Source organism: Tateyamaria sp., assembly GCF_059783535.1.
Map to the genome: position 1 here is coordinate 1 of NZ_JBYNDP010000111.1, position 12,272 is coordinate 12,272.

At 59.7% G+C, this 12,272-nt stretch carries 15 protein-coding genes; 12 read left to right on the forward strand and 3 right to left on the reverse strand.

Annotation, left to right across the window (positions count from 1 at the left end; all coding sequences use genetic code 11):
* From cimA to AC6RA8_RS17300, 3 genes are all read left to right on the forward strand, one after another.
* Positions 1–1,580, forward strand: a 1,580-nt coding sequence (gene cimA / locus AC6RA8_RS17290) for a citramalate synthase (protein WP_500354321.1), incomplete at its 5' end; no start/stop codon positions are given.
* The gene (locus AC6RA8_RS17295) at positions 1,577–2,302 is read left to right on the forward strand and encodes a class I SAM-dependent methyltransferase (protein WP_500354322.1); all 726 of its coding nucleotides are present in this window, start codon (positions 1,577–1,579) and stop codon (positions 2,300–2,302) included. The genes cimA and AC6RA8_RS17295, both read left to right, overlap by 4 nt.
* Positions 2,299–3,063, forward strand: coding sequence for a squalene/phytoene synthase family protein (locus AC6RA8_RS17300; RefSeq protein WP_500354323.1), 765 nt, complete (start codon positions 2,299–2,301; stop codon positions 3,061–3,063). Before AC6RA8_RS17295 ends, AC6RA8_RS17300 begins: the two co-directional genes overlap by 4 nt.
* 28 nt (positions 3,064–3,091) lie before the next feature.
* Here AC6RA8_RS17300 and AC6RA8_RS17305 read toward each other — a convergent pair whose 3' ends face one another.
* A complete protein-coding gene (locus tag AC6RA8_RS17305) occupies positions 3,092–4,315 on the reverse strand; it encodes an MFS transporter (RefSeq protein WP_500354324.1) in 1,224 nt (407 codons plus the stop codon).
* A 91-nt stretch (positions 4,316–4,406) separates the two neighbouring features.
* Between AC6RA8_RS17305 and AC6RA8_RS17310 the strand changes: the two genes are divergently transcribed.
* The 6 genes from AC6RA8_RS17310 (at position 4,407) to AC6RA8_RS17335 (ending at position 8,381) form a co-directional block, all read left to right on the forward strand.
* The gene (locus AC6RA8_RS17310; RefSeq protein ID WP_500354325.1) at positions 4,407–5,090 is read left to right on the forward strand and encodes a precorrin-6A/cobalt-precorrin-6A reductase; all 684 of its coding nucleotides are present in this window, start codon (positions 4,407–4,409) and stop codon (positions 5,088–5,090) included.
* Positions 5,087–5,716 carry a DNA-3-methyladenine glycosylase family protein gene (locus tag AC6RA8_RS17315; RefSeq protein ID WP_500354326.1) on the forward strand — a complete coding sequence of 210 codons (630 nt, stop codon included), beginning with the start codon at positions 5,087–5,089 and terminating at the stop codon, positions 5,714–5,716. The genes AC6RA8_RS17310 and AC6RA8_RS17315 overlap by 4 nt, the downstream gene beginning before the upstream one ends.
* Positions 5,713–6,378 (forward strand): alpha/beta hydrolase, encoded by a 666-nt coding sequence (locus AC6RA8_RS17320; RefSeq protein ID WP_500354327.1) that lies wholly within the window; start codon positions 5,713–5,715, stop codon positions 6,376–6,378. Before AC6RA8_RS17315 ends, AC6RA8_RS17320 begins: the two co-directional genes overlap by 4 nt.
* Positions 6,375–6,959, forward strand: a complete 585-nt coding sequence (locus AC6RA8_RS17325; protein WP_500354328.1) for a hypothetical protein — start codon at positions 6,375–6,377, stop codon at positions 6,957–6,959. The genes AC6RA8_RS17320 and AC6RA8_RS17325 overlap by 4 nt, the downstream gene beginning before the upstream one ends.
* A gap of 195 nt (positions 6,960–7,154) precedes the next feature.
* Entirely contained in the window at positions 7,155–7,739 is a 585-nt protein-coding gene (locus tag AC6RA8_RS17330; protein ID WP_500354329.1) for an HNH endonuclease, read from the forward strand.
* A gap of 84 nt (positions 7,740–7,823) precedes the next feature.
* The gene (locus tag AC6RA8_RS17335) at positions 7,824–8,381 is read left to right on the forward strand and encodes a hypothetical protein (RefSeq protein ID WP_500354330.1); all 558 of its coding nucleotides are present in this window, start codon (positions 7,824–7,826) and stop codon (positions 8,379–8,381) included.
* Positions 8,382–8,402: 21 nt separating this feature from the next.
* On the opposite strand, the gene xth is transcribed toward AC6RA8_RS17335, so the two are convergent.
* Positions 8,403–9,185, reverse strand: coding sequence for an exodeoxyribonuclease III (xth, locus tag AC6RA8_RS17340; RefSeq protein ID WP_500354336.1), 783 nt, complete (start codon positions 9,183–9,185; stop codon positions 8,403–8,405).
* Between the two features lie 360 nt (positions 9,186–9,545).
* Between xth and AC6RA8_RS17345 the strand changes: the two genes are divergently transcribed.
* Together AC6RA8_RS17345 and AC6RA8_RS17350 are read left to right on the forward strand one after the other, a co-directional pair.
* On the forward strand, positions 9,546–9,887 hold the full coding sequence (locus AC6RA8_RS17345) for a hypothetical protein (protein ID WP_500354331.1): 342 nt from the start codon (positions 9,546–9,548) through the stop codon (positions 9,885–9,887).
* Positions 9,888–9,935: 48 nt separating this feature from the next.
* Positions 9,936–10,991 carry a DUF6902 family protein gene (locus AC6RA8_RS17350; protein WP_500354332.1) on the forward strand — a complete coding sequence of 352 codons (1,056 nt, stop codon included), beginning with the start codon at positions 9,936–9,938 and terminating at the stop codon, positions 10,989–10,991.
* Between the two features lie 3 nt (positions 10,992–10,994).
* On the opposite strand, the gene AC6RA8_RS17355 is transcribed toward AC6RA8_RS17350, so the two are convergent.
* The gene (locus AC6RA8_RS17355) at positions 10,995–11,318 is read right to left on the reverse strand and encodes a HesB/IscA family protein (RefSeq protein WP_189370509.1); all 324 of its coding nucleotides are present in this window, start codon (positions 11,316–11,318) and stop codon (positions 10,995–10,997) included.
* 80 nt (positions 11,319–11,398) lie between these two features.
* Here AC6RA8_RS17355 and dgt point away from each other — a divergent pair.
* A partial coding sequence (dgt, locus tag AC6RA8_RS17360; protein WP_500354334.1) for a dGTP triphosphohydrolase occupies positions 11,399–12,272 on the forward strand: 874 nt, incomplete at its 3' end.

Consider the following 12,272-nt stretch of genomic DNA (forward strand, 5'->3'; position numbering starts at 1 on the left):
TGCGCGATGGGCAGCAGACCCAAGGCGTGCAGTTCTCGACCCCTGAAAAGCACCAGATTGCGCAAGCGCTGGACATTCTTGGCATCGATTACATCGAAGGGGGATGGCCGGGCGCCAACCCGACCGACAGCGCGTTTTTCGAAGACGCACCCAAGACCCGCGCAACGTTTACCGCCTTTGGCATGACCAAGCGGGCAGGGATCAGTGCCGAGAACGATGATGTCCTCGCTGCCGTCATGAACGCGGGGACGCAGTCCGTCTGTCTGGTTGGCAAGACCCATGATTTTCATGTGGAAAAGGCCCTTGGCATTTCTCTCGCCGAGAATACGGACAACATCGCGCAGACCTTTGCCCATTTGGTCGCCAATGGGCGCGAGGCGATCTTTGACGCCGAACACTTCTTTGATGGCTACAAGAGTAATCCGGACTACGCGCTTGAGGCGATCCATGCCGCCTATGATGCGGGCGCGCGGTGGATTGCGCTTTGTGACACCAATGGTGGGACGTTGCCGCATGACATCCATGCCATCACCAAGGCGGTGATCGCCTCGGGCATTGATGGAGAGCGTTTGGGCATTCACACCCACAATGATACCGAGAATGCGGTGGCCGGGTCCTTGGCCGCTGTCGATGCGGGTGCGCGGCAAGTCCAAGGCACGCTCAATGGGCTGGGCGAGCGGTGTGGGAATGCGAACCTGACGTCGATCCTCCCGATCTTGCTGTTGAAGGAGCCCTATGCCAGCCAGTTCGAGACGGGTGTGTCGATGGACGCACTGGCGGGACTGACGCGGACAAGCCGGATGCTTGACGACATTCTGAACCGGGTGCCGCAGAAGCAGGCAGCCTTTGTCGGGGCGTCTGCCTTTGCGCACAAGGCTGGGCTGCACGCGTCGGCCATCCTGAAGGACCCGACTACTTACGAGCACATCGTGCCGGACACGGTGGGCAATGCGCGCATCATTCCGATGTCGAACCAGGCGGGGCAGTCGAACCTGCGCAAGCGTCTGGCCGAGATGGGGCTGGAGGTGCCTGCAAAGGACCCCGCCTTGTCGCGCATTCTGGATCGGATCAAGGCGCGTGAGGATGCTGGGTATTCCTATGACACAGCGCAGGCGTCGTTCGAGTTGTTGGCGCGGGACGAGTTGGGCCTGTTACCGGAGTTTTTTGAGGTCAAGCGCTACCGCGTGACCATTGAGCGCCGCAAGAACAAGCGGGACCAGATGGTGTCCTTGTCCGAAGCGGTTGTCGTGGTGAAGGTCGATGGCAAGAAGATGCTTTCTGTGTCCGAGTCGATGGATGATTTGGGCACCGACCGTGGCCCGGTTAACGCCCTCGCCAAGGCGCTGGCGAAGGATTTGGGCCGGTATCAGAAGAATGTCGAGGATATACGTCTGGTTGACTTCAAGGTGCGGATCACCCAGGGCGGGACCGAGGCTGTGACCCGTGTCATCATCGACAGCGAAGACGGGCAGGGGCGGCGCTGGTCCACCGTGGGCGTGTCCGCCAACATAGTGGACGCGTCTTTCGAGGCGCTGTTGGATGCGATCCGTTGGAAGCTGGTGCAGGATGGTGCGGAATGACGCCCGCGCAGTGGTCCGCTTTTCTAGAGGTCCACAAGGGCTTGCCGCGCGAGGGGCCAGGGGCGCCGGGGGATGTGCATTGGGCCTTGGACCGTATTGGCCTCTCCGGAGCGGTAGACGTGTTTGATGCGGGCTGCGCGACAGGGGGCGATACTGTCACCTTGGCGCAAGCTTTGCCCGAGGCGCGGATCAGGGCTGTTGATACGACAGAGCCATTTGTCGCCCATGCCAAGGCGCGCCTTTCAGCGTTTGGGGATCGGGTACGTGTAGAGCTTGGCAGCATGGCGGAGCCGGGCGGGGCCTATGATCTGATCTGGTGTGCTGGCGCGCTGTATTTTCTGGGTGTGACCGAGGGTCTGACCCTGTGGCGTGACGCATTGAAGCCTGGTGGACATGTCGCCTTTTCTGAACCGGTGGCGTTGGGGGCGATGTCTGCCGATGCGGCAGCGTTCTGGGAAGAGTATCCTCAGATCACTGATCTTGCTGGGGTAGAGGCGCGTGTATCTGCCGCTGGTTACCGGGTGCTGGACCATCGCATGATCGTGGGTGCGCCCTGGCTGGCCTATTATGATCCGATGCAGGCGCGGATTGATCATTTGCGCGCGATAAACACTGATTCAGCGGTCACGGAAGCAATGGCTGAATGCCAGCGCGAGATTGATCTGTGGCACGCTGCGAAGGACGAGATTGCCTATGCTCTGCTGATCGTGGCCCCGGAATGAGCCTGCCCGCGGAGGTCATCCCGTGCGCGCGGATTGTCGAACAGGGGGATCCTGATCGGTTTCGGACGGTCATGGCGGCGCCGGTGTCGGCGCGTGCGGTGCTGTTCCCCCTCTATGCCCTGAATGTTGAGGTGTCGCGCGCGCCTTGGGTCACACAAGAAGCGATGATTGCCGAGATGCGTTTGCAATGGTGGCGGGATGCGCTGGAGGAAATCGCAGAGGGACGACAGGTGCGAAAGCATGAGGTCACGACGCCTCTGGCGGATTTCCTGACGGCGGGCATGGCACGACGGTTGGACGAAACTGTCGCGGCGCGGCGCTGGGATGTGTACCGCGACGCGTTCGAAGATGAGACGCATTTTGATCGTTACCTCGATCAGACCGCTGGTCATCTGACGTGGACCGCGGCCGAGTGCCTTGGCGCGCCGCCTGATCAGGAAGCCGCGGTGCGATCTGTTGCTTTGGCCGCTGGGCTTGTCGCGTTTTTGCGGGCGGTTCCCAAGCTGGAAGAGGCAGGGCGTATTCCTTTGCTTGATGGCACACATGACGGCGTTGCGACTTTGGCGAGGCGCATCAGGATGCGCCTTACGGTTCCGCGACTGCCCACGTCAGCACGGGCTGCGCTTTGGCCTGCAATTGGTGTCCGATCCGTCTTGGATCAAGTCGTGCGTGATCCCGCGCTCGTGGCTGAGGGTCGCGTGCCGACCGTGGGGCCTTGGCGGTTGAGTTTAAGTGCTGTGACGGGCCGCGTGATGCTGTAGCCTGCCGGTTGGCACATCAGAATGCGCCTTACACTGCGATCGCGCGGTTCCGCATCATGAGCCAGATGAGCGATCCGCCCGCCAGCACAAGGAAAGGCACCATGGCGATGTTCACGGCCGCCCAGCCTTCGACCGGGTCGCCGCCTGCGCAGTTCATCAAACCGCCTGACGCCAGCGATGCGAGGGTGACACCGCCAAAGACAATCAGGTCGTTCATGCCCTGCATACGCCCCCGTTCCTGTGTGGAGTGAGCACCCGCCAGCATGGTGGTTGCCCCGATGAACCCAAAATTCCAACCCAGCCCGAGGAAGAACAGCGCCCAGTAGAAATTGGCGAGGTCGACACCTTGAAGCGCGACAACACCCGCCACACCGAGGATGGCAAGGCCAAGACCCATGATCCGCTCGACCCCAAAGCGTGAGATCAGGTGACCCGTGAAGAAGGACGGAGCGAACATGGCAAGGACGTGCACTGTGACGACGTTTGCAGCGTCCGGTTCGGTGAATCCGCAACCCACAACGGCCAGCGGTGTGGAGGTCATCACGAGGTTCATCAGCGCATAGGATACGGCGGCGCAGATGACAGCGACCGCGATACGAGGGTCGCGCAGCAGTTCTCTGCGGGAGCGTCCCGCGCCTTCGGTTGCCGAGGGCGGTGCCGGTTTGGGGATGTCGAGGAACAGGAACAGGGCCATGCCCATGAGGTTGAAGCCCATGGCGACCCAATAGATAGGGATATAGCGTGCGACCGTGGCATCCGCCGCGCCTGCTGTGACATAGCCCACAACCTGCGGTCCGATGATCGCAGACAGCAGGCCGCCCGCCATGACATAGGAGATCGCCTTGGGCCGGAACGCGTCCGAGGCAGTGTCGGCGGCAGCAAAGCGATAAAAACCCTGCGCTGACATGTAGATGCCAGTCATGTAGCTGCCTGCGAGAAACAGCCAGAAGCTGCCAACGCTCAGCGCCCAGACCCCGATGGCGGCACCGGCCAACCCGCCGAGTGCGCCCACGATGAACCCTGTCCTGCGCCCAAATCGTTGCATGACGTTCGACAGCCATGGCGCTGTTGTCATCGACCCAAATACGATGAGCGAAATTGGCAGCGTTGCCAGACAGGCATAGGGGGTCAGCTGTTGTCCAGCCAGGCCAGCCACCACGAACATCATGGTGATCTGACTGCCAAGAAAAGCCTGTGCCGCGACCAGTACGGCCACGTTGCGCTTGGCGCGGTTGTCATCAACGTAGGTCATGTTTGCTGGCTATCCCCGGGCGCGCCCAGCGGCAAGTGCGCGATTAAGCACAGGTGGTTGCGCACATGTGACATGGGGCTAGGGTGGCGGCATGAAACGGGTCCTAGTTCTGGGTGGGTCGGCCATGACCGAACCTGCGGTGCGCGCCTTGCAGGCTGCGGGGCACGAGGTGCAGGTCTACTGGTCGCGCGTGCCCATGGTGGATGATTTGCCTTGTCCGGCGACATTGCGGGCGGGCGTGCAGTCTGCCGAAGCAATTGTAGATGCCACCCATCCCTTTGACGAAACACTGCGAGCGATAGTCGCGAACATGTTGCCGGAAGCGCCACGGGTGCGCATTGGCCGTGGCGCCTGGACGCCGGGTGCAGGGGATCAATGGCAGCAGGTCGACACTCTGGCGCAGGCGGTGGCAGCCTTGCCGTCGGACGCGCGTGTCTTTGCGGCGTCCGGTCGGGACAGTGCCGAGGTGCTGGCCCACCATGACGGACCGGTGTTCTTGCGCCAATTGCACCGCCATGATGATCCTGCGCCGGAGGGCTGTATCTATGTTTTTGGCGATGGTCCCTTTGATGCCGCGCAGGAGGTAGCGTTGTTCAAAGAACTGAAAATTGACGTTGTGTTGGCGCGAAACACCGGGGGAAAGAGTGCGTTTCCAAAGATTGCTGCCGCGCGGTTGCTTGGATTGCCGGTGGTCCTGATTGCGCAGCCTGGAACAGGGTCCGTGCCCCTTGTGAGCGACACGGACGCGCTGTTGGCTTGGGCGGATCACTTGTGACAGGACGCATTATCGAAAGCGATGCGGATGTGGCCGAAGGCGCTGCATGGTTGGCCACGCAACATCCGGCTCTGGCGCATGCGCTTGAGGTGGCGGGCCCTTTGCCTTTGCGGCGACGGCCCGACGGATTTGCCGCGCTGCTGAACGCGATCATCGGCCAACAGGTGAGTACCGCATCGGCCAACGCGATCTGGGCACGGATGCAGGAGGGCGGGCTGGTCGCGCCTGCGCCGGTGATTGCTGCGGGCGAGGACGGATTGCGCGCCGCGGGGCTGAGCCGCCAGAAGATTGCCTATGCTCTCGCCCTGGCTGAAGCCGGGATCGACTACGACGCGTTGCGCCACGCGCCGGACGCAGATGTTATTGCAACCCTCACTGCGGTGAAGGGCATCGGGGTCTGGACGGCCGAGATCTATGCCATGTTCGCGCTAGGCCGTGCGGATGTTTTTGCCCCGGGCGATCTGGCCCTGCAGGAGGCGGCGCGCCTGATCTTTGACCTGCCCGACCGCCCCAAGGAAAAGGCGCTGCGTCAAATGGCTGAAGAGTGGTCACCGTGGCGGGCGGTTGCTGCCCGGCTGTTCTTCACCTACTACCGGGTCGCAAAGGGGCGAGAGGGGATCACATGACACGGGTGTTGCAGGCAGGGCGGGTTGAGCCGCAATCGGGTGAGTTGCGGTCGATCGTTGTCTTCCTGCATGGCTACGGTGCGAACGGCGCGGACCTTTTGGGTCTCGCTGAACCTTTGGGTGAACATCTGCCGGATACGCTGTTTGTGGCACCGGATGCGCCCGAGGCCATTCCAGGGTACCCCGGTGGTTACCAGTGGTTTCCGATCCCATGGATCGACGGATCGTCGGAAGAAGAGGCTGACCGGGGGTTGAATGCCGCCGCCGAGGACCTGAACGCATTTCTTGATGCCCTGATGGTGGATGAGGATGTGTTGCCGGAACAGGTTGTCCTGTTTGGCTTTTCCCAAGGCACGATGATGTCCCTGCATGTGGCTCCGCGTCGCGAAGATCCGGTGGCGGGGATCGTAGCCTTTTCTGGGCGGCTGCTGAACCCCGAGGTGCTGGCGGACGAGGTTGTCAGCCGCCCACCTGTCTTGCTGATCCACGGGGATCAGGATGATGTGGTGCCACCGCAATCCTTGCCGCAGGCCGCCGAGGCCCTGCAAGGTGCGGGGTGGAAGGATGTCTATGCCCACGTCATGAAGGGCACGGCGCATGGGATCGCACCAGATGGGCTGAGCGTTGCATTGGCCTTTATGCGGGACAAGCTTGGTCTGTGAACCGTTTCATTCTGTGCAGCGCTTTGGCCTGTGCTGCGGCATTGTTTTCTATACCTGCGCTGGCCCAGTCATCCAATGCGGGCAGCGTCCCTAGGGATCCTCTGACGATTCTCGTGGATGGTGATGCGCTGCCCACACTGGAGCGTGATCTATTTGAGCTGGATGCCGGAGTAGGGGTCTTTGATGCCCAGGCCGAGCCGCTCTCCATGCTTGACGTGGATGCCTACATCTGGGTGATTGAACGGCGCGATACGTTTGTGCCGGACAGGGATCACGTCTTCCTCGACTCGCTGCGCCGGATGTTTGCCGACCAGCGTCCCGATGCGGAAACGGCACTGGAATGGAGCGTGCTGCGCATGATGGATGATCAGGATGGGCACATTCATCCCGTGCGCCTCGTTTTGGCTTATGCCCATGGGTTGCGACGCTATCCGGACCTCTGCGTCGCAGTTGGGGTGCGGGACCTTATCTACTCGGTTGATGTGGACGCTAATGACGACGCGGTGAGCGATCCGTTCAAAGGGATGGAACAATGCCGTGCGGAAGGCTGGTCCACGCCGCAAGATGCTGTGGGACGGTGAGCGCAACACACCGCTTGGAGTGCACAAAAAACGTCACATGTCTGTCACCAAACCGCTCTATTGCGGCTGCGACATCTCGTGGTACGCATGGTACTTGCAACCCGCTTTCCACAAGATATAGTCACCACATAAAGCCGGGGCGGGATCCCCGCTCTGGTGCCATAACGGGCAGACAGGGCGAGGACGGAGTCACGCATGGACGGCGATTTCAGAACGGAATTCACACGCAGCCCGTCTGCGTTGAAACAGCACCCAGCGCTGGTGCTGAATGCGGACTACAGGCCGCTCAGCTATTATCCTTTGTCCCTGTGGCCCTGGCAGGAGGCGATCAAGGCGGCCTGGCTTGATCGGGTGGACATCGTGGCCGAGTATGATGAGGTCGTTCGGTCCCCGAGTACCGAGATCCGAATACCCTCTGTCGTGGTTCTGAAAGACTATGTGAAACCTCAAAAGCGCGTGGCCTTCACGCGCTTTAATTTATTCCTGAGGGACGAATTCAGGTGTCAGTATTGCGGTGCGCGTGGCGATTTGACGTTTGACCATGTGGTGCCACGCGCATCCGGCGGTGTTACCAGTTGGCAGAACGTGGTGGCGGCTTGTAGCCCGTGCAATCTGCGAAAAGGCTCCAAACCGTTGCACCGTACCGGTATGGCCCTGCGCAAACCGCCCCGTCAGCCGGGCGCGGAGGAGCTGCGAAACATGGGCCGGAAGTTTCCACCGAACCATTTGCACGAAAGCTGGATGGACTTCCTGTACTGGGATGCCGAACTGGAGGCGTGACCGGGCGACGACGGTGTCACGCCCTCACGTGCTCGTGAACTGATACCCCATGCGCCTGCGTATGAACTGGGGCATGTTTCGAAGATGCGCCAGTTTATCGCCTGTCTTGTTGCCCTTCTCTCGACCCAGCCAGTGACGGCGCAGATCTTGCAAGGCAAAATCATTCAGCAAAGCGGAGACGGGCGGTTCGTACTCCTTGATACGGAAACCCCTTTCGCCGTTGGCGAAGACACGTTCGATGACGACAACCTGTACGGCTTTGACGAAGATCAGAACATCACGCTGGTTGAACCCATTCGGGTTGATATCGGCAGCGAACAGGGCTGGATACCGGCGGGCACCGTCGTGGCCAGTCACTATGTGTTCTTTGACAGTCTGTCTGGCATTCACACGGGCTATGTTGATTTTGATGCGCCGATCCTTGGGATTGCCGCATTTCAAGACACGATGGCAGCAACGGATTTCCTCGCCAATACCGGCGTGACCTATCTGAGCACCGAACTGCGCGGGCTGGAGCAGGGCGACTATGTCTGGATCGATGAGAACCTGCCCACCCGGCTGTGGGTGTATTGGGCGGGGTCCTCACCAGGGGACTACATTCGCGTCTTCACCGAGGAATCCAAAGGCGCGCTACTTATGTAGATAGCTGATGTCTGCCCCATGTCAGGCGGCCAGGTCGACCCATACTGGAACATGGTCTGATGGCTTTTCTTCGCCCCGTACGGCCTTGTCGATCTGGCAGTCCGTCATCAGGTCTGCGCAGTTGGGACTGAGCAGGAAGTGGTCGATGCGAATACCGTCATCCTTGTTCCATGCGCCAGCTTGATAGTCCCAGAACGAATAGTGCCCGGGCCCAAGGCTGCGTGTGCGGAAGGCTTCGGTTAGCCCCAGGTTCAGCAAACGCCGGAAGGCGGTGCGGCTTTCGAGGCGAAACAGCGCGTCCTCGCGCCATGCATCCGGTCGCTTTGCATCTTCGGCCTGTGGAATGATGTTGTAGTCACCGGCCATCAGAAAGGGTGCTTCTTCGGCCAGTAGCGCAATCGCGCGTTGGCGCAGCCGTTCCATCCACGCCAGTTTGTAGTCATATTTCGGCCCCGGCACCGGATTGCCATTGGGCAGGTAGAGACCACAAAGGCGCACGGTCTGAGTGTCGCCCATGACCGTCGCCTCAATATAGCGGGCTTGTTCGTCCTCATCGTCGCCGGGCAGGCCACGTGTCACGTCCTCAAGTGGCAGTTTCGACAGGATGGCCACCCCGTTGAACGACTTCTGGCCGTGTGTTTCCACGTTGTAGCCCCGATCCTCGAACAGCTCCCGGGGGAAGTTTTCGTCAACCGACTTGATTTCCTGCAACAGCACAACATCCGGATTTGCCGCATCCAACCACCTGGGAAGGGCCTCGATACGGGCCTTGATGCCATTGATGTTGAAGGTTGCAATTTTCATGATGGCCCCCGTTTCGACTGCTGTCTTGGTGTCGCGCATCCAACTGCTTTGGGCAAGACCCTATGGGACTGGGCGCCGATCATGTAAATTAACTATTTCTTAACTAATCGATTCGGCGTAATCTGCGGATGTTGCAGGACGTAATGCATAAAAATCACAGCAAAAACAGGGCTGTGGATAAGAAAATTTGTTCCAAAAATGTTCTGGGTTGAAGCCGGGGGTGTGCAAACGCTTCTATGCTTTTCCTTATGTGGATAACCTTTCGTCCACTCGCTTCTAGCAAGAATTTTTCTTTTGCAAATCGCCTTTAACGGGCAACGCTTGGGCCACCACAACCAAAAGATGAAAGGGGAAGCTGCTATGACGGCTCAACGCAAAACACACGTCGCTTTGGACACCACTTCGATCAGTGGTCTGCATTCCGGGGAAGGGGTTGAAATGTTCTCGACCAGCAGTGCGCCAATGGCGCGGGACACTCTAATGGGCGACGGCGTTCATATGTTCTCGACCAGCAGCGCTCCGACGGCAGGAGATGTGATTGCCGGTGACGGAGTCGAGATGTTTTCAACAAGCAGCGCACCGGTTGCGCGCGAAACAGTGGCTGGCGACGGTGTTGAGCTGTTCTCGACCAGCAGTGCACCGGCGCAGACAGGTGCCGTCATGCAGGGTGAACTGACCAATCTGTTCTCGTCAGGATCCTGACCGCGGGCGGGCGGGACGACAAGACAACAGACAAAGGGGTACACAAACATGTCAAATGTCATTGAGCTCAACGTCCCGCCGCGCCGACAACTCCTGACCGAACGGGCAGGTGGATTGATCGATCTTTTTGCAACGCACCGCAGACACCCGGATGATGTGTTCTGGCTGAAAGAGAATGCCGAACTCCTTGGTATTCTGGAATGTACTGGCACGGAAATCGATGCGGACGCGTTGTTACCCCATGGGGACTTTTACAAGGGGTTGTCCGAACGGCTGCAGTTCTTTCCACAATACTATCGCTTTCTGTTGTCCATCGGCCTGGACCTCGAAGATCTGGGATTGCCGGGCACGCAGATGGAAGGCCTATGTGATTGGGTTGCCCGTCAACGCTTACCGGAGGCTGAGCTGAGTGACTTGCAACGGGCGGAGGCGCGGCGCTTGTTGGCGCGTCGGGATTTAAATTGCACTGCCGCTGATCCCGGGTTGGATGACCGCCTGCGCGGGTTCATTGCCCGGCCCGAAACATTTGCATTGCCTAACAAGAAAGCGGCTTACGAGCTAACGCATATCGTTTTTTACTTGTCCGAATACGGGCGCCGCGATCCATGTTTAGATGCTGCGACGCTGCAAAGCCTCGAATATGTGGGGATTCTGGCCTATCTGGATCAGAACATCGACTTGCTGGCCGAGGTCTGTGTTGCATTCCGGCAGGCTGGAAAAGCACCTAGTGCAATTTGGGTTGAAGCGGTGCGCAGGTCCATGTCCGGCTTCCGGGTTGTAGAAGACCCATCCGGGACAGCAACAGACGATTATCACGAATACCTTGTGGCATCTTGGGCTGTGCAGGTTCTTGGCTTGGAGGGCACGGGATGTCCGATGCCCGAAGGGCGGGCTGTCTTTCAGCCAAGTGCCCAACACGCCAGCGCACTACGCGCGGTTTCTGCCGCACTGATTGCCGCGTCCGAGAGGCGCAGCTGCGATTGGGGGCAAATGTGTGACTACGTCTTTGATCTGTTAGACGATAATGCAGGGCTTGTCCTGGAAACGACCATTGCGTCGACCACCCAGTTTGAGCCGTTCTTCGAACTGTTCGCGCGCGCCTGACCGCTACATCGAGAAGGATGTGCCACAGCCGCAAGAACTGGTGGCGTTGGGGTTTTCAATAACGAAACGAGCGCCAATCAGTTCTTCGGAAAAATCGATGACGGCGTTTGCAAGGAAGGGCAGGCTAATGCTGTCCACAACGACCTTTTGGCCCGCGCCCTCCAGAACAAGGTCGTCATCCTTGGGGTCGTCCAGCGCAATCTCGTATTGGAAGCCGGAACATCCCCCACCTTCGACAGCGACGCGCAGGGCTTGCCCCTGATCGGCGGCGCCGATCTCGGCCAAGCGCTCAAAAGCGCGTTCGGTGACTTTGGGTGGCAATTGCATCGCATCTGCTCCGGACGGTTTTCATCGTTCTGCGTCTGCAATATATGCCCGACAGGAACAGGCGACAAGGATCACCGGACATGCCAGCCGCGTATGCTTCTGACCCCACCCGCGCTCGGGGACGGCGCTGGCCGGAGGAAGAGATGTCATTCCGCTCGCCGTTCCAGCGCGATCGGGACAGGATCATTCATGCTTCGGCCTTTCGTCGGCTCAAACACAAGACGCAGGTTTTTGTTGAGCACGAGGGCGACTATTACCGCACACGTCTGACCCATTCCATTGAGGTGGCGCAGGTTGCACGCACCATCGCAGGTGCGCTTGGCCTGAATGATTGTCTGACCGAGGCTGTGGCGCTGGCCCACGACCTGGGTCATCCGCCCTTTGGCCATACCGGCGAAGATGCACTGCAGTCGCTGATGGCCCCCTATGGTGGCTTCGATCACAATGCGCAAGCCATCAATATCGTGACGCAGCTGGAATGCCACTACGCCGACTTTGATGGGTTGAACCTCACCTGGGAAGCCCTTGAAGGCATTGCGAAACATAACGGTCCAGTCATCGGTGAATTGCCATATGCGTTAGCAGAGTATGATGCGGATCACGACCTTGAACTTGGCACGCATGCGAGTGCTGAAGCGCAGGTTGCCGCTCTGTCTGACGATATCGCCTACAACAACCATGATCTGCATGATGGTCTCCGCGCCGGGCTGTTTGCAGAGGCTGACATTTGTGATCTGCCCATGATTGGTCCGGCTTTTGCCGAAGTGGACGAGCTGTACCCGGAACTTGATCCGATGCGACGCCGGCACGAGGGCCTGCGCCGCGTCTTTGCCGCAATGGTCACGGATGTTGTCGAAACTTCGCGCAGCTTATTGGCCGACAGCGGTGCGCAGTCGGTCGAGGATATCCGCCATTTGGGTCGGCCAGTCATCCGGTTTTCAGATGCGCTTTGGG

Excerpts from the sequence above, each read along its gene's own strand:
- AC6RA8_RS17350 (WP_500354332.1), top strand. The coding sequence starts at position 9,936 with ATGTCAAATGTCATTGAGCTCAACGTCCCGCCGCGCCGACAACTCCTG.
- AC6RA8_RS17335 (WP_500354330.1), top strand. The coding sequence starts at position 7,824 with ATGCGCCAGTTTATCGCCTGTCTTGTTGCCCTTCTCTCGACCCAGCCA.
- AC6RA8_RS17355 (WP_189370509.1), bottom strand. The coding sequence starts at position 11,318 with ATGCAATTGCCACCCAAAGTCACCGAACGCGCTTTTGAGCGCTTGGCC.
- AC6RA8_RS17310 (WP_500354325.1), top strand. The coding sequence starts at position 4,407 with ATGAAACGGGTCCTAGTTCTGGGTGGGTCGGCCATGACCGAACCTGCG.
- AC6RA8_RS17305 (WP_500354324.1), bottom strand. The coding sequence starts at position 4,315 with ATGACCTACGTTGATGACAACCGCGCCAAGCGCAACGTGGCCGTACTG.
- AC6RA8_RS17320 (WP_500354327.1), top strand. The coding sequence starts at position 5,713 with ATGACACGGGTGTTGCAGGCAGGGCGGGTTGAGCCGCAATCGGGTGAG.
- AC6RA8_RS17295 (WP_500354322.1), top strand. The coding sequence starts at position 1,577 with ATGACGCCCGCGCAGTGGTCCGCTTTTCTAGAGGTCCACAAGGGCTTG.
- AC6RA8_RS17345 (WP_500354331.1), top strand. The coding sequence starts at position 9,546 with ATGACGGCTCAACGCAAAACACACGTCGCTTTGGACACCACTTCGATC.
- xth (WP_500354336.1), bottom strand. The coding sequence starts at position 9,185 with ATGAAAATTGCAACCTTCAACATCAATGGCATCAAGGCCCGTATCGAG.
- AC6RA8_RS17300 (WP_500354323.1), top strand. The coding sequence starts at position 2,299 with ATGAGCCTGCCCGCGGAGGTCATCCCGTGCGCGCGGATTGTCGAACAG.
- AC6RA8_RS17330 (WP_500354329.1), top strand. The coding sequence starts at position 7,155 with ATGGACGGCGATTTCAGAACGGAATTCACACGCAGCCCGTCTGCGTTG.